This is a genomic window from Desulforhopalus glucosivorans (assembly GCF_054397165.1).
Map to the genome: position 1 here is coordinate 2,116,205 of NZ_AP044854.1, position 16,147 is coordinate 2,132,351.

17 protein-coding genes and 1 tRNA gene are annotated in these 16,147 nt (G+C 42.0%); 7 read left to right on the forward strand and 11 right to left on the reverse strand.

Annotated elements, in window-relative coordinates:
- Nucleotides 1-38: 38 nt before the first annotated feature.
- Nucleotides 39-401 (forward strand): HNH endonuclease, encoded by a 363-nt coding sequence (locus tag ACX6CI_RS09105; RefSeq protein ID WP_458777844.1) that lies wholly within the window; start codon nt 39-41, stop codon nt 399-401.
- A gap of 369 nt (nt 402-770) precedes the next feature.
- Here the strand turns inward: ACX6CI_RS09105 and ACX6CI_RS09110 are convergent, their stop codons facing one another.
- Nucleotides 771-989 (reverse strand): helix-turn-helix transcriptional regulator, encoded by a 219-nt coding sequence (locus ACX6CI_RS09110; protein ID WP_458777845.1) that lies wholly within the window; start codon nt 987-989, stop codon nt 771-773.
- Nucleotides 990-1,975: 986 nt separating this feature from the next.
- Between ACX6CI_RS09110 and ACX6CI_RS09115 the strand changes: the two genes are divergently transcribed.
- From ACX6CI_RS09115 to ACX6CI_RS09125, 3 genes are all read left to right on the forward strand, one after another.
- Complete coding sequence (locus ACX6CI_RS09115; protein WP_458777846.1) at nt 1,976-2,578, forward strand: class II aldolase/adducin family protein; 603 nt, start codon at nt 1,976-1,978, stop codon at nt 2,576-2,578.
- Nucleotides 2,579-2,628: 50 nt separating this feature from the next.
- Complete coding sequence (locus ACX6CI_RS09120) at nt 2,629-3,252, forward strand: hypothetical protein (protein ID WP_458777847.1); 624 nt, start codon at nt 2,629-2,631, stop codon at nt 3,250-3,252.
- A gap of 269 nt (nt 3,253-3,521) precedes the next feature.
- A complete protein-coding gene (locus ACX6CI_RS09125; protein ID WP_458777848.1) occupies nt 3,522-3,713 on the forward strand; it encodes a hypothetical protein in 192 nt (63 codons plus the stop codon).
- Between the two features lie 99 nt (nt 3,714-3,812).
- Here the strand turns inward: ACX6CI_RS09125 and ACX6CI_RS09130 are convergent, their stop codons facing one another.
- Both ACX6CI_RS09130 and ACX6CI_RS09135 read right to left on the reverse strand, forming a co-directional pair.
- A complete protein-coding gene (locus ACX6CI_RS09130) occupies nt 3,813-4,361 on the reverse strand; it encodes an NADH peroxidase (RefSeq protein ID WP_458777849.1) in 549 nt (182 codons plus the stop codon).
- Nucleotides 4,362-4,559: 198 nt separating this feature from the next.
- Nucleotides 4,560-5,438, reverse strand: coding sequence for a DUF2971 domain-containing protein (locus tag ACX6CI_RS09135; protein WP_458777850.1), 879 nt, complete (start codon nt 5,436-5,438; stop codon nt 4,560-4,562).
- Between the two features lie 464 nt (nt 5,439-5,902).
- On the opposite strand from ACX6CI_RS09135, the gene ACX6CI_RS09140 reads away from it, so the two are divergent.
- On the forward strand, nt 5,903-6,256 hold the full coding sequence (locus ACX6CI_RS09140; RefSeq protein ID WP_458777852.1) for a PilZ domain-containing protein: 354 nt from the start codon (nt 5,903-5,905) through the stop codon (nt 6,254-6,256).
- A 563-nt stretch (nt 6,257-6,819) separates the two neighbouring features.
- On the opposite strand, the gene ACX6CI_RS09145 is transcribed toward ACX6CI_RS09140, so the two are convergent.
- The 3 genes from ACX6CI_RS09145 to ACX6CI_RS09155 form a co-directional block, all read right to left on the reverse strand.
- On the reverse strand, nt 6,820-8,163 hold the full coding sequence (locus tag ACX6CI_RS09145) for a type II toxin-antitoxin system HipA family toxin (protein WP_458777854.1): 1,344 nt from the start codon (nt 8,161-8,163) through the stop codon (nt 6,820-6,822).
- A gap of 1 nt (nt 8,164) precedes the next feature.
- The gene (locus ACX6CI_RS09150) at nt 8,165-8,473 is read right to left on the reverse strand and encodes a helix-turn-helix domain-containing protein (RefSeq protein ID WP_458777855.1); all 309 of its coding nucleotides are present in this window, start codon (nt 8,471-8,473) and stop codon (nt 8,165-8,167) included.
- Nucleotides 8,474-8,689: 216 nt separating this feature from the next.
- A tRNA-Thr gene (locus ACX6CI_RS09155) sits at nt 8,690-8,765 on the reverse strand.
- 276 nt (nt 8,766-9,041) lie between these two features.
- On the opposite strand from ACX6CI_RS09155, the gene ACX6CI_RS09160 reads away from it, so the two are divergent.
- Complete coding sequence (locus ACX6CI_RS09160) at nt 9,042-10,400, forward strand: hypothetical protein (protein ID WP_458777856.1); 1,359 nt, start codon at nt 9,042-9,044, stop codon at nt 10,398-10,400.
- A 165-nt stretch (nt 10,401-10,565) separates the two neighbouring features.
- Nucleotides 10,566-11,279 (forward strand): septal ring lytic transglycosylase RlpA family protein, encoded by a 714-nt coding sequence (locus ACX6CI_RS09165; RefSeq protein WP_458777857.1) that lies wholly within the window; start codon nt 10,566-10,568, stop codon nt 11,277-11,279.
- Here the strand turns inward: ACX6CI_RS09165 and ACX6CI_RS09170 are convergent.
- The 5 genes from ACX6CI_RS09170 to trpE form a co-directional block, all read right to left on the reverse strand.
- Nucleotides 11,276-11,938, reverse strand: a complete 663-nt coding sequence (locus ACX6CI_RS09170) for a phosphoribosylanthranilate isomerase (protein WP_458777858.1) — start codon at nt 11,936-11,938, stop codon at nt 11,276-11,278. The genes ACX6CI_RS09165 and ACX6CI_RS09170 overlap by 4 nt on opposite strands.
- A 48-nt stretch (nt 11,939-11,986) precedes the next feature.
- Complete coding sequence (trpC, locus tag ACX6CI_RS09175) at nt 11,987-12,766, reverse strand: indole-3-glycerol phosphate synthase TrpC (protein WP_458777859.1); 780 nt, start codon at nt 12,764-12,766, stop codon at nt 11,987-11,989.
- 30 nt (nt 12,767-12,796) lie between these two features.
- A complete protein-coding gene (gene trpD / locus ACX6CI_RS09180; protein WP_458777860.1) occupies nt 12,797-13,831 on the reverse strand; it encodes an anthranilate phosphoribosyltransferase in 1,035 nt (344 codons plus the stop codon).
- Nucleotides 13,832-13,861: 30 nt separating this feature from the next.
- Nucleotides 13,862-14,476, reverse strand: coding sequence for an anthranilate synthase component II (locus ACX6CI_RS09185; RefSeq protein ID WP_458777861.1), 615 nt, complete (start codon nt 14,474-14,476; stop codon nt 13,862-13,864).
- A 75-nt stretch (nt 14,477-14,551) separates the two neighbouring features.
- On the reverse strand, nt 14,552-16,057 hold the full coding sequence (trpE, locus tag ACX6CI_RS09190) for an anthranilate synthase component I (protein ID WP_458777862.1): 1,506 nt from the start codon (nt 16,055-16,057) through the stop codon (nt 14,552-14,554).
- Nucleotides 16,058-16,147 lie beyond the last annotated feature (90 nt).

Sequence of the window (16,147 nt, forward strand, 5' to 3'; positions counted from 1 at the left end):
TTGTTGAGTAGACTTCCGTAACATTTTCGGAGTCCTACATGTCAAATAACATCTCAAAACAACGTCTTGCTGCATTCAAAAAACAATCAGGTAAATGTTATTATTGTGGTTGTATGATATGGTTGAAAAATCGAAATAAATTCGCTCTTAAACATGGCATTTCTGAGTCAGAAACATCAAGATTCCAATGTACTGGTGAGCATCTTTTAGCCAAGTGTGATGGAGGGAAAAACTCTTATAAAAACATCGTAACTGCTTGCCAATTTTGCAACAGAACAAGGCATAAAATGAAGAAACCACCTGTTCCTGCCAAATACAAATCGCATATCCAGTTACGACTTATGAAAGGAAAATGGCACCCTCACAAATTGCAACATTTACTCTCTCATACGGGAGTATAAAAAGTGACTTTCAGGTCATTTTCATCTGTATCATAGGGGGCATAGCAGTCGCATTTTGATAAAAATCGGGAGCACTATAGTCGTACCGAAGGGGCATAACGGTCGTAAGGTGGGGGCATAGCGGTCGTAAGCAGGGGGTATTGCGGTCACACGAGGGGGCATTGCGGTCGTACGAAAGGGGCATAGCAGTCGTAAAGACGGGGGCATAGCGGTCGTAAAACCAAATCGCAGATTTCTTGCAATCCCTTTGTTGTTGGGTGTTACAGAGGACAACAAAAACCAGCTAATCTTTCTTTAATCATCTTTAATCTTATATAGGACAAACATGCTGGCTAAAAAACCACCTTGTTTTCGTTGCCAAAAAGGAGTCTATGAAACTGAATTCTTTTCTATCAGCTCATGGATATCTTCTACCCTCCAGACGGTAATGCGTGGACCAAGTTTTATCGGCTCAGGGAACCTGCCGGATTTCACCCCAGCCCACCAGGTGCTTTTGGATACAGGGATAATCGCTGGAACGGGCGGGTTGCCCTTTGGATCTCCAATGATGCTTTGTAAACGAACGAAACCGGTTTCTGGTAAAATCATGTCATTCTCCTATTGGTTAAGGGGACTGTTCATGATTCCATTTTAATTTATGGAAAGGACTTGTGTCGAGCAATGATCCGCCAGTTTGCATACAACACCAAAACGGAGTATGAGCAGACAAGGACATCTGTTTGTGTTGCTACAAACGGGGAAAACGTAAACCTCTTCCGTGCAAGTGGCTCACGATCGTTTTTCATGGTGTGTATCCGCCACAAGTCACATTGACCGGATACCGGATAGCTCTGCCATCTGACAATGGCAGGTGAGCAGCTTTCTTAGATCCCGCCAGATCATGCATGGAGACACGGACGGGTAATCTGAACTCAGCAGAGTGAATCAGATTTTATTGCTATACTTAAGTTTAAAGACTATCCTTTTCAGTGAATAAGAAACATTCACCAAATCAAACGGAATCATATCTTATTACACCATACTACACGGTGTTAGATATTATTGCCAAATGAAATTTAGAATATTTACAATAAAAACAGAATGTTGACCTGGTGGTCATCTTTTGGGGCTTTCAAGTCTAAGAAAATCAAGATAATCGGCTTAACTCTGCCTAATTTCCCTACGTTCCGAAAAATACTTGGGAGAGATATTTATCAACAAGTGAGATAGAATAAAATCATCAAATCATTCGTCTGAAAACCCTTCACACTCCGCTCAGACTCACAGATATAGAGATTGACCTAGATAGTTAAAATTTTTTTTTGTTATAATTATTAGAAACCTGACCTTAGCTGATAAAAAAATAGTATATAGAAGTGAGCTACACTTCAAAGGTAAAATTAAGGCCAAACATAAGGGGTGTACGGAGGGGTGTATTTCAATAATCGAACTTTTTTTAAACCTATTACTTACTATAATCACTAGATATGTTAGAACAGTTCCCCTCCCGCTCTAGCACCACAAATAATAAAGGGGTTCAGTCTTTTGACTGAACCCCTTTTTTATTATCTTCATTTCAACACCAATCTAATACTATGGAAAGCTACCAAGGGGTTAAATTTAACCATATTCAACGTAAAGCCACATTCACCTATGATGATAAGCTAACAGAGCTTAATCGAATCGCCTACATCTTCTCACAGCTTGGCTTGACACCTGTACACCCTGAAGGAGCCTATGGAAATCAATCATACAGAACGCCCACGGACTCGTTTATAATCACTAAATCAGGTATGACACCTGAAGCTCAACTTCAGATCGATAACTATTGTGAAATAGTCGATTACAACAGCACGACCAACACCTTTTCAACCAATGGCACTGCCACGCCTTCATCTGAGTGCTTTTTGCATAATGAAATCTATTCTGCATTCCCCGGGATCTCCGTCATCCTGCATGGTCACTCATCTCTATTAAACGACTACACGAGTGCGCTTAACATTCCAGAAACCACTCAATTTCATGATTATGGAACAATGGAGTTAGCCCAGTCTGCACTAGAACTCGCCGAAGAAGGATTTTTATTTTTTATGTTAAAAGACCATGGTTTTGTAGCTCTTGGAACCACTATTCAATCAGCAGGCGATATGGTCCTTGACTACTATGGACAACTCATTAACTTTTTGAAAAATAAGTAAGATTACAGTGTGAAACTAACCATAAGAAATAAAACAACCAAGGACACAATATGAAGAAGATAATCGCCCATGTAGCAATCGCCCTCACCCTCTCACTCCCTTCTTATGCTGAAGACATCCAGGGTGAAGCGGTCGATAGCCTTTCAACAGCCCAACAGTTTGTCTCTGACGGAAACTTCAAAAAGGCCATTGAAGAAATAAATTATGCCCTGGCTAAAATCAATGAATTGACCGCAACAGAACTTTTAAAATACATTCCAGATGCACCTGATGGATATACCCTCATCAATAAACAATCACAGGGAGTTGATGCGGCAGCTTCAATCGCAGGTACTGCTGGCGCTACAGCTGAATACAGTAACAGTGAAGGTGGTCATATTAGCCTTAATATTGCTATAGGCGGCCTCACCGGAAAAATTGCAAGCATCGCAGCCCTTGGTTCAATTTTCGCAGGGCTCAGTCAGGAAACCGGCACAGGCCAGACGCGACAAGTACGTGTCAAGGGATACACAGGAACAGAACTATATAACAGTACTGATCAGACCGGAAGTCTCAGCTTCCAGATTGGAGAAAAAACTTCAGTGACTTTCGAGGGCAATTCAATTCAATCTGCAGACACATTAAAAACCCTTGCAAAAAGTTTTGATTTCGCAGGTCTTGAAAAAAATTACTAAACCACCAACTCCTCTGCTTTGTTATAAAAATACAAATCAGGGGAGTTTAGCGCAAAAACACAAAAATAATATTTCTTTTTACGACCTTCTTTTTTCGAAATACCCTATGTAACTCGCTGTAATCTTTACAACATGTCACACTTATAGGTATTTATACCTAGTAACACTAGGTACACTTGCCCATTTACTCTTTCATAGGTTTTCCATATACTAAGACTTAAGATATTTTATTAGTCATTTAAGAGAAAACCTGAGACGAAGAGTGGGCAATGAGTAATACAAGAAATCGAGAAAAGAAACGACAACTCAATCAAGAACAACTTTCCGATCATAACAAAACAAATAACATTGTTACACCAGACAGGGTCTGCGTCATCATTACCCAGAAGAAAAACAGTTCTTGGGTTGATGATTTAGATGCGAGAGAACGATTAAACAAATGCCAGCGAGTTTTTCACTGAGCCTGGATCTTGTTTCAATAGTACTACGACTACAGCAAAAAAAGGGCATTCCCCATATAGAGAAATACCCTTACAACGTGCTTGAAGCTGGTTGTTTACTTAGCCTTTGAAATAACGCTTCAGTAAACCGGCAAAAGCCATACCGTGGCGCGCTTCATCCTTACACATTTCGTGTACAGTGTCATGGATTGCATCATATCCGAGCTCTTTGGCTTTTGTTGCTATTGCCTTCTTACCCATGCAGGCACCATTTTCGGCTGCAACCCTTGCTTTAAGATTTGCCTCAGTATCGGCTTCAACAACTTCACCAATCAACTCGGCAAATTTTGCAGCATGCTCTGCCTCTTCCCACGCAATTCTCTTGTAAGCTTCTGCAATTTCAGGAAATCCTTCACGATCTGCCATACGGCTCATTGCGAGATACATTCCAACTTCCGTACATTCTCCAGCAAAATTAGCCTTTAAGCCTTCCATTATTTCAGGATCACAACCCTGAGCAACACCAACTACATGCTGATCGGCCCAGGCAAGACTATCACCAAGCATTTCTGTGAATTTGCTTGCTACAGCACCACAATGAGGACAATTTTCTGGTGCGCTATCGCCTTCATGGGTATATCCACACATTGTACAAGTAAACTTTTTCATTAATTTCTCCGTTATTGTTTATAGTAATGATTCTTTTAAAGGAATGATTACTATATGAAAACCGTTTACTTGTCAACAACAAATATAGAGAAAACTCAAAGGTGTAGAGCCAAACCCCGATAAACGCGATAAGTAGCTTGTGTAATACCCAAGGTAAGTCTCTATAAGAAATTGTGTGTAAACAAATGGAAGGGCTATTTACCTGGCTCGATAAGGTATCTGACAATATGAGATACCTTTAACGGGTCGTATTCCACGCTTCGACAGGTACATTTTCAAAGAATTCATTGAAATTGTAATATTAGGAGTTGGCCCCAAAAACAGATGGTCAAGAATAAGGGAAGATTTTTTTGTATCAGCCAAGTTAAACTCAACATAGGGAACCAACATTGATGTTCCCTCACGAAAAAGAACAGGTTCTGCAAGGTAATCTGTTATCACAGGCGACACTATGCGCCACTCCTCTTCTTCTTTAAAGGATGGGTGCTTTAGAATAGCCGCAATGCGTAGAAGATCACTTTCAATTTTTTCAAAAATTTCATGATAGACGCTCACTCTATCTTTATTATCCAGGTTATCTTCAATTTTATCTGCGAGTACTTCAACAGAGTCAATTATCTGGCTGATCAAACACCGCTGTTCTTTCCGCTTATAAACACATTTTCCAATCTGAAAATTCTGTTTTTGAGCACAATCAAGGATGAAACCTGGCCTGAAACCAAGACTCACACCTTTACCTATGCGACTATAACCCCGCCATTGACTCAACAGATTTCCGTTTGCGCGAAACGATGAGGCAAAAAGCATATGACCATTGGTTATTCTATGAGTAACCCAATCGAGAAACTCATTAAGTAGGTCAGGCTTAGGGTGACCTGAAACGACCCTCTCAGTAATTTCAATTCTGATAAGATCAACAGTATGCTTTAATTCTGCTGAATCATTCATATATCTAATATCACTGGCCCACAGTTTATTACTATCGATTATCCCGAGTAGACCACTGAACGTAGTATAGTGATACAGCCGCTCCGTTGGTGTGTATGAGTACAGCTTGGAGGTAATTTCATGGATCATGTTGATATCTGCATCTATATATGAGGATTGTATAAAACGATCATTATTGACTTAAGATACCTCTTTCGCACATCGTTTAACAAAGTCTTTTGTTATTTTGCATTTTACCATAAAAATCACACGATACTGTATAAAGTATGAGTTTTGTAGAAATACAGAGTAGTAAAAGTCAACTCGTTCATTCGCCCCCATTGTACAAGATTACATAATCCATGCGCATCCATGCAGCCAGCGTGCTGGCTACAACGGAAAGACATTGAATTATTAGGCCCTTTGAGGTACAATTAATTACCTAACCAATTACATCTTCACTGAGTTCCCGATACTCATTTGCACCCCTCTACTATTACATGAAGCATTGAGTACAGAACCGATACAATCCACCCTTCACGTATTGAAGAATAGAGTATTTCGATTTCCAGCGTGAAGAAAACGTCGTCAAATCTCTAGCCAAGAAGGTGAAAATGAATAGACGTATAAGTCAAAGAATTGAAGTTCAAAATGTAGTTGCCAATCTATCAAATGCAAAAGACTCTTTTGCAGCAACCGTAAACGATGTTTCCCGGGACGGGATACTCCTTTCAGATATTCCCATATCAATACAAGACAAGAGTGAGCAACTATCTATAGTCGTTTCCGCAAATAACACAGATTACAAAATGGTGGTCATACCAAAGTGGATTAACGAAATTAACTCACAAAAACGAATGGGCTTAGAAATTATCGACGCGCCTTTAGATTGGGTTTTATTTGTGATGGATTATCATCCAATGGATGAAAACATCTGGGCGGCAACAACAAATGTACCTGATTGTTAAATAAGCTTATTCCCGGCAAAATATTAAAAGCCGTTACAACAACGGTTACCCAAAGCAACTTTCCGGGCTCTCCAATAACAGAGACTTACGTCCCCAATTTTATCAATAGAGTTTCTTCACAAAATAGAGCCTTGACTGACTATAGTAATTTGGGATTATACACAACCGATTATGTCACCCTTGCGGGTGGAACAGTTAGAAGAAATTTGTTGAACTCTCAAATAGTCTTAAGTGTCAGGGAACAGTAAAGAACCTACGAAAAATACCAACAAATTGCGGCAAAGAAGTTAGGGGAAAAATCTTTTTTGATCTCCTTATATTTATCGGAGCTGATTGACAGCTGGTAAGGTTTTAGATTGTTCTTAAGAATAGAGCCGCTTGCAAAAGTGTCTTTTCGCCCAATCTTTTCGTTTTGTTCAAAATTTTATCCTCGGAATATTAAAGATATGCCTGTGGTAAAATTTTTCACATGCCTCAATCTTGAACGAAAATTCTATTTTTGCAAAAGGCTCGAATATAGAATCGGATTACAAAAAAATTACTCAAAATGAAACAACTTCACCTCACCTTCTCGGTCCATGCGACATAACCTTGTCGGCAAGAAGATGAGTATCTATCTCTTTTATCATACTATCACTCATTCCAGCTTGCCTTGCAAAGGCTGGCCATTGTGATACAGTTTCAGCGACTTCTTCAATGATATGCTCTCCGTTGTTCACTTCCGCATAATCTGCAACATCCATCAAATCATCAAATCCAATATTCTCCTGTTTAGAGTTTATTTTCATTTTATGGAGCGTTTCAATATACCCATCCGGATCATAGGTATACGTCAGGTCGTAGGCCGGTGATAAATGCCATATGCCATCTTTAGACATTAGATAAGAATCGTTTTTTACATGGTCATCTGTGACCCTGGACAACACCTTAAAAACCATTCTCCTGAACTGCTCTTCTCTTTCGGGATACTGTAACTTCAGGTTTCTCATAATATCAAAAACATCTTCATATCCCACGCCCCCCATTGGGTTCCACCCAAAATGGCCTAATGACGCAAGATTAAGGGCATGAATACGATCATTACCATTTCTATCAAATCGCTTCGTTAAGAAGTGTGCTCTGCCACTTTCTTCCAGCAATGTACACTCCATCATATTTATTCCTGAGGCTTTCGCCATAAGGTAGTACGCGTATTCTACTCTTGTCTCACCTAAAACCTGACCAATATCATCCTTGTCCCAATCACCAAAACCATCAAACTTCAATAGATAGTGCTCATAACCATCTGGCACACTACCTTGACCTGATAGCATATGACCATCTTCATTCATAGCAACAATTGCTTTTGGTACAGCTCCACCAGCTGATGTACCAACACGCATGATGTCATACATAGCCTCTGTCGTTTCTTTTTCAGATTGATTAACATTTACGTCTATTACATCACGCCTTGCAACGGCCTCCTGTGCCAATTTTCGCAAACTATCCACATACACATCAACAGTCTTGTCCAGCTTGGTACCCACTAAACATGGCTCAAACTCCAATGCTCCCATACCTCTTGATCCAATATATGCTAATCGCTCAACAGGGTTGAAGGTATCCGGTCTACGGCCTTGCTTTCTCAGCCAATCATTGATAACTGCATTTCCAAAATTATCGGGTAGGGAGTTTGCTAACAGCCCGGGCAAACCATGAAATGTTGTTTTGTCTAAATGTGGAAATTCAAAGTAATTTGAAACCAATGCCTTTTGAAGGCTCATATACACGGGAGAAAGATTTAATCCTAACTTGAGAAAAGATTTGTTGTACTCGAATGCAGCACACCCTTTTTCGCGTAACCAAATCGCGGCCCCGACGTCCTCACCCCATATCTTAACTGTTGTTGCTGAAATAATTTGAGCCATTTTAATCTCTCGTCTTTTTTGGCGTTGATGCTCTCTGGCGTTGTTTGCCCTGCATCTTAACCACCTCTATAGGGGACATGGAAACTTCTGGCAAAAAATTATCTAACTGATCCAATGCATCTAAGACTCGCAGTATTTTTATGTATGTAGGTAATCGACTTTCTCCCTTTTCTGCTTTTTGCACGGCATTAATGGAAATACCTGCTGACAAGGCAACCTGCCCTTGGCTAAGGTTACTCCTCAACCTGGTATCACGGAGTCTACTCCCTAATATTTTTACAATTTCACGATCTGACTTAAGAAACATCATAACACACTCCTAAAAGGTTATTATAATCTTTTTATAACTATAACACATCTCATAGAGTGTGAATAATTGTTTTTTAGATGGTTGGTTTTCGAAGTTGGTATACTGCCAAAGCTAAGGGATGGCTGAATTTCCTGCCTGTGTCACAGGTACCAGTTTAGGGGATCATAAAAACAGAAACGGCCACTTAGAGATAAGTCTCTAAGTGACCGTTTTTATTGGAGCCAGCAAGCGGGATCGAACCGCTGGCCTACGCTTTACGAGAGCGTCGCTCTACCAACTGAGCTATGCTGGCATTGTGCATAAATATAAATTGTAATAGGCGTTTATATCAGGTAATTATTGAAAATTCAACAAGAATGAAATATACAAAATGAACAATTTCTCTTCCTATCATTTATCTCTACAACAATACTTACTTTATACAATTTTAAAAAAATAATTCGGAGACCAATTGTCAATATCTGTAACAATTCGCACCATTGCCATATGTATTATTTTGTTGTTCATGTCAGGATGTATCTCAAATGAATCACACTCCCCTAACGGTAAATGCATATCGTGCCATACAATGATAATTGACCAGAATCATGACATTAAATGCAGCACTTGTCATGGTGGGATAGACACTGCAGAACAGAAAGACCGTGCCCATCAGGGCCTTGAAAGCCACCCGTCACATCCAGAAAACATAGATAAAAACTGTGGAGGGTGTCATCATAATATTGCCAAGATTGCTCCTCAAAGTCTCCACTTTACCCTTTCAAACAGCACTAATTTGTTTCGTACAGCTTTTGGCGCTAAAGATCAGCTCAGCTCTTTTATTGAAACACCTATTGCTCGCGCCCCATCTACTATTGTCGAACTTGGAGATGATCTTCTGAGAAGGCGCTGTTTTAAATGTCATCTCTATGACTCTGGCCAATCCTATCCATCCACCTCCCATGGACAAGGGTGCGCCGCCTGTCACTTTACTACTGGAGAGGTTGAGAACAAATCACACTCCTTTAGCACACCAACAGATGATCGCTGTTTATCCTGCCACTATGGGAACTATGTAGGTAGTGATTATTATGGCCGTTTTGAGCATGACTTCAATGTTGAATACAGGACACCCTACACCACAACAAACGAACACTTCAGGCCGTTTGGAGTTGAATTCAGACAGCTCAGTTCCGATATTCATCAGTGTAAAGGTCTTCTTTGTATTGATTGCCATACAGGTAAGGAACTTATGCTTCAGGGATCAAAGCCATCCTGTGCAGGCTGTCATGACAAAGAACGTTTAAAGGATAGCCTGCCTGAAAGGACCTCCTTACATGATGGAACCTTTATTTTGACATCTGTATCTGGTACAAAACATCAGATTCCAACACGTAATCACCCTGCTCATTTTAACCAGAATCAACAAATATCCTGTCAGGGATGTCATGCCCAATGGAGCTTTGACGACAGAGGGAAACATTATATACGAATTGATTCGGATGAATTTGACAGTTTTTCAGCCTTAACGGTGCAGGGGAACCATGAAGTCGAATCCCTTCTTACCAATAATCTTGATTTTGACAACGAAGAGCGTCCCATCACAATGACTGACAATCTCACTAAAGAGTCAACAACTGGCATCTGGCTTAAAGGTTATGTCACTAGACGCTGGGAAGAAGTACGACTTGGCCGAGACAAGGCAGGCACAATACAAGTCGTTCGCCCAATGCTTGACTACTCTCTTTCATGGGTTGATGAGGATGAAAACGTGATTTTTGATGCTGTCCAGTCAAAAAATAGAAATACCAGCGTTAGAACCTATACTCCTCACACAACCGGGAGCGCCGGGATGTTTTACCAGTCCCGCATACAACAGTTTCTAGCAAGAGAACAGCAGTCTCAAATCAACTCCGCCGAGTCTCCTGATACACCCTTAGGAAATTAATAAAGAGTCATTTTCTGTGAGAGTTTATACGGAAAAAATTTAATCAGAAGTAAATATGGAAATGTACATTTGAAGAACTATCTACTAATTTGCCCCAATTTCACGTTGCCTATACCGAATCCAGGATATTTTGATAGTAATACAAATGTTCGTTTCCTCTCGAGCTTGTGTACTTTTGCACTCTTTTTTACACTGTCAGTAACAGTCCCCTTTACAGCTGTTGCGAAAAGCCATCCGCCCACCCAAGCGCCCTATGTAATAAAAAATAAGCGATACTACCCGATCCCCTCTGCCCATGGCTATAACGCACAAGGAATAGCATCCTGGTATGGACCCGACTTTCATGGCAGGCGAACATCTAACGGCGAAATTTATGATATGCATGCCATGACAGCGGCCCATAAGACCCTGCCGATGAACACAATGTTGCTCGTAAAAAATCTCGATAACGGCAAAAAGACAGTGGTACGTGTAAATGACAGAGGTCCCTTTATCAGGGGAAGGATTATTGACCTCAGCTTTAAGGCCGCAAAAATTTTAGGTGCAGTCGCAAAGGGTACTGCGAGAGTTCAGATCACTGCACTGGCTGAGAAAAAGAGAAACTCGAAAAGTGGTCATCGTGATCTGGTCTACAATGATTTAAATATTGGGGAGTTTTATGTGCAAATTGGGGCCTTTGCCCAGAAAATAAATGCGATCAAACTACAACATCGATTCACTGAAGCGGGGCATACCACAGTGATCCAGAAGTATTTTGGCCCAGATTCTATCCTGTACAGAGTCCAGGTATATGCAGGTAAAGAAATACACCTGGCTGAACGTGCCGAGAAAGCCCTTCTCGATCACGGCTACATAGGTGCATTTATAATAGCGCGTTAAATGAGCGAACCTGCAACAACAGCGTTTTGAACAATTGCCATTGCCCGTGAAATCTTCTGAGGGTCTTTAATCCCGGGAGAAACCTCAACACCTGAGTTTATATCAAGACAGTATGGTTGAGCTGATTCAATTGCCGCTTTGATATTGTCAGGCGCAAGACCTCCTGCCAGTAAAACAGGGCGCTGCAATAGAAGCTTTTCAACAATAGACCAATCAAAGACCTCACCCGTTCCACCTTTTGCCCCAGACACATAGGTATCAAGCAAAAACGAATCCACCACCTGATCGTAGGGCGAAAAGTCTGCAGCAGTGCTAGTGCTGCCAACCCTAAACGCCTTAATGATATAACTGCAGATTGACATTTCCCTTAACTGCGCGCAATACTCAGGACTTTCATCCCCGTGCAGTTGAATGGCAGTAAGCCCTACTTCGGCCGCTTTTTTCACTTCATCAAGACTTGCATTAACAAAAACACCGACCTTATCGACAAAGGGAGGCAGAGACTGAATGATGTTTTTAGCCACAGTCAACTCTACACATCTGGGGCTTTTATGATAGAAGATAAAGCCAAGCGCATCAACTCCATGACTGACTGCAGTATGGGCATCTTCTAAACGTGTCATACCACAAATTTTAACTCTGGTTCGCCTGACTTCCATTTTTTATCTTTATTATTGTTACGGGTAAAGGGGATGAATAACCAGCAGCTAGTTTCGTAGTGAGTCTAAAAGATCACTATTTGCTCCAGCACGCATTAGAGTTTCTCCAATGAGAGCCGCTGCAATACCCTCGTCACGAAGTCTTGCAAAGTCATCTTTTGTTTTAAGACCAGATTCGCTGACTACAGGAATATCAGAAGGTATCATTTTTTTCAGACGAAATGTTGTCTCAAGATCCATGGAAAAGTCTTTTAAGTTTCTATTATTAACCCCGATAAGATCACTTCCCGCCTCAAGCGCTTTTTCTGTCTCCTTCTCATCATGAACTTCCACAAGGGAGTCCATTCCAAGTTCTGCTGCCATCTGCTTATACTCCTGCATCTGATTCGTTTCAAGGATGGCGGCAATGAGTAAAATCGCATCAGCTCCACATTTATGGGCTTCTTTTATCTGTAACTCGTCAATGATAAAATCTTTTCTCAGTACCGGCAATTTGATAGCATCACGGACTTGCATCATATAGAGAAGTGAACCTTGAAAATAATCAACATCTGTGAGCACTGAAACAGCCTGGGCTCCATTGCCTTCATAATTTGTGGCTATTTTAACAGGATCAAAATCAGCACAGATAACACCTTTAGAAGGAGATGCTTTTTTCACCTCCGCTATAACTGACACCCCTTCAAAGGCGAGCAGTGCGTTCCTAAACCCTCTTGGTCCATCGGGCTGAGCCTCTTCAAACCCTTGGGGCAGGTGTATTCCATTACTACGAAGCAGTTCAACTTCCTGCTCTTTGGTTGCAACGATTGTATCTAATATATGTGCCATCTACTCTCTTCCTTATTTGGGCGTGCCCTGCTATTTTTTTGCGCAAAAAGCCACGAGCTGATTAAGCTTTTCAAGAGCTGCACCTGACTCCACTACTGACCGGGCCAGTTCAACACCCGCCTTGAGGCTATCCACCTTTGCAGCAGCAAGCAGTGCAGCACCAGCGTTAAGAAGAACCATATCAAGTTTTGCTCCCGCAGTTCCTCTCAGGACTTCTCTGACCTGTTCTGCAGCGTCTTCAGCGGTTGCACCACCCTTTATATCCTGGATAGATGCACGTGAAAGACCAACATCCTCAGGTTCTATACTGTAATCCTTTACCTTGCCATCACACCCTTCTGCAATATATGAGGTACCGGTTACAGTAAGTTCATCCATGTTCCCCTCACCCCAGACGACAAGTGTATGCTTCATTCCGAGACGGACAAGCACCTCTGCAAGTGTTGTGGTGAGTTCTTTTGCAAAAACTCCGGTGAGCTGAACGTTAGCACCGGCCGGGTTGGTCATGGGACCTAAGATATTAAAGATAGAGCGGATCCCAACCTCACGACGAGGGCCAATGGCATGTTTCATGGCACCGTGGAGCATTGGAGCAAAGAGGAATCCTATTCCAACACTTTGCACACATTTAGAAACCTCACTCGCACTCAGGCTTAAATCCACCCCTAGGGCTTCCAGCACATCGGCGCTCCCACAATTTGAGGAAACTGCGCGGTTCCCGTGTTTTGCGACAGTAACACCAGCACCAGCAACAACAAAAGCGGTAGTGGTTGAAACATTGAATGTTCCTGAACCATCGCCACCTGTTCCGACAATATCCATGAGAACATCACCACCAGCAGTATCCACACCGGTATCGACAAAGGTTGCTTTTTCACGCATCACACGGACAGCACCAACAATCTCGTCGATGGTCTCACCTTTCATCCGTAATGCCGTGATAAAACTGCCGATCTGAGCCTCAGTGGCGGCTCCTGACATTATTTCATCCATAACAGAGACCATCTGGTTTTCTGTTAAATCTTTACCTGTAACTACCTCACTAATGGCCTGTTTGATATTCATGACATTTGCCTTTCAACTGTTTCTGGATATTTAATTATTTTCAGGTCGTAACATCTGAGGATATTTGGGGCTCATGAAGTTTTTCAGGAGCGTGATACCTGCAGGGGTCAAAATTGACTCAGGGTGAAACTGAACGCCTTCAATAGAAAGCTCTTTATGACGCAGCCCCATAAGTTCCCCCTCATCGGTTCTGCATGTGATTTCAAGGCAGTCCGGTAAGCCATTTTCTTCAACAATGAGCGAGTGGTATCGCATACCTTCAAAGGGACTTGGTAAGTCTGTAAAAACACCTTTTCCATCATGGCTCATGGGACTTGTTTTGCCATGCATTATCCTACCTGCACGAACAACAGTTCCACCAAAACATTCCCCAATGGATTGATGACCAAGACATACACCCAAGATTGGCACCTTGCCCCCAAAATGCTGTATTGTCTCAATGGAGATCCCAGCTTCTTTTGGGGTTTTGGGGCCGGGGGAAATAAGAAGCCGATCAGGACTTTGAGCTTCGATCTCCGCAATGGAGATCTTATCATTTCGGTAGACCCTGATATCTTCAACACGACCGTCCTCTCTTGCGTTAGAGGCAATGGTCTGAACAATATTATATGTAAAGGAATCGTAGTTATCTATAATTACAATCATATCTAATACCGGTAAACGGTTAATAAGTCTGGATACGTACCTTCAGCACATTCATTACATTGAATGCACACGATACTAAAAACCTTTTTCTGCAAGTTCGACAGCGCGGCGTAAACCAAGGGACTTGTTAATAGTCTCTTCAAATTCCTTATCCGGATCGGAGTCTGCAACTATTCCGGCACCGGCCTGAACCCAAAGATCATCGCCTTTCATAACGAATGTTCTGATTGTAATACAAAAATCCATATTACCAGAAAAGCCGAAGTAGCCAACTGAACCGGCATAGGCTCCACGCTTATCGGGCTCAAGTTCATCTATTATTTCCATTGCCCGAATCTTAGGAGCACCACTGACTGTACCTGCTGGAAAGCAAGCAGACATAACATCAAACTGATCATACCCTTCGTCAATAATGCCATGGACGCCTGAAACAATATGCATAACATGGCTATATCTCTCTATTACAAGCAGGTCCTGAACCCGAACATGGCCACCTTTAGCAACGCGGCCAACATCGTTACGTCCAAGATCCACAAGCATCATATGTTCGGCACACTCTTTTGGGTCAGCCAGGAGTTCTTTTTCAAGGGCCAGATCCTCCTCCTCTGTCTTCCCGCGTTTTCGGGTTCCAGCAATCGGTCGTAGTTCGATGTTCTCTTCTTCCTTTCTCACAAGGATCTCTGGAGAAGAGCCTATCTGAACAATATCACCTAACTGTAAATAGAACAGGTACGGACTGGGGTTAATATGCCTGAGCGCGCGATATAAAACCAGAGGAGATAATTCGGTTTTTGTATGAAACCTCTGGGAGAGCACAACCTGGATAATATCACCCGCTCGGATATACTCCTTTGCGGTTTCAACCATCTCTTTGAACTGCTCTTGTTCCATATTTGAACTAAAAACATGGGGCTTCTCAATACCTTTGCTGCTTTCAGAAAACAGCGCACTATCAACTGGCTGCTTAACCTTGGTGACCACCTTTTTGATGAGATCAACTGCCTGCTGATAGAGCTGTGCGCTATCTACGTCACAATCGGTCTGAACCCAGCAAACCACTGTAACAGTCTGTTTAAAGCTGTCATGGACAAGGACTATTCGAGGAATCATAAAAGAACAGTCAGGCAGATCAGTTGCAGGTCGACTATCAGGAAGATTTTCCATAAAGCGGACCATATCGTATCCAAGAAAACCGACGGCCCCACCACAAAACTTAGGAAGTTCTTCGTACTCTGCGGCCCCATAACCCTCAATCATTTCCTTGAGGGCAACAAGAGGGTCCGAGGTAAAAGTCGTCGTGTTATCAAGGCCCTCTCGGGCTTGACTGACACTGACCTGATCTCCCAGGGAGGAGAAGGTCACCAGCGGGTCATATCCAATAAAAGAGTATCTACCCCATTTCTCGCCCCCTTCCATACTTTCGAAAAGAAAGACATGTTCACCTTCGCCAGCTATTTTGGCAAAGAGGGTTAAGGGCGTATCGAGGTCGGCTACGATCTCTGTGCATATTGGAATGAGCTTTGAGCTCACTCTATCCTCTGTAAATCTATGTAAATCGGGGAAACATTTAACGTTCGACATATCTTCTCAGCAAGGCTTAGTTCAGTTATCTCAACTATTATTTATTCAGCAACAAAACGAGCAACATACCAGCTGTCCGCCTAGTTTGTC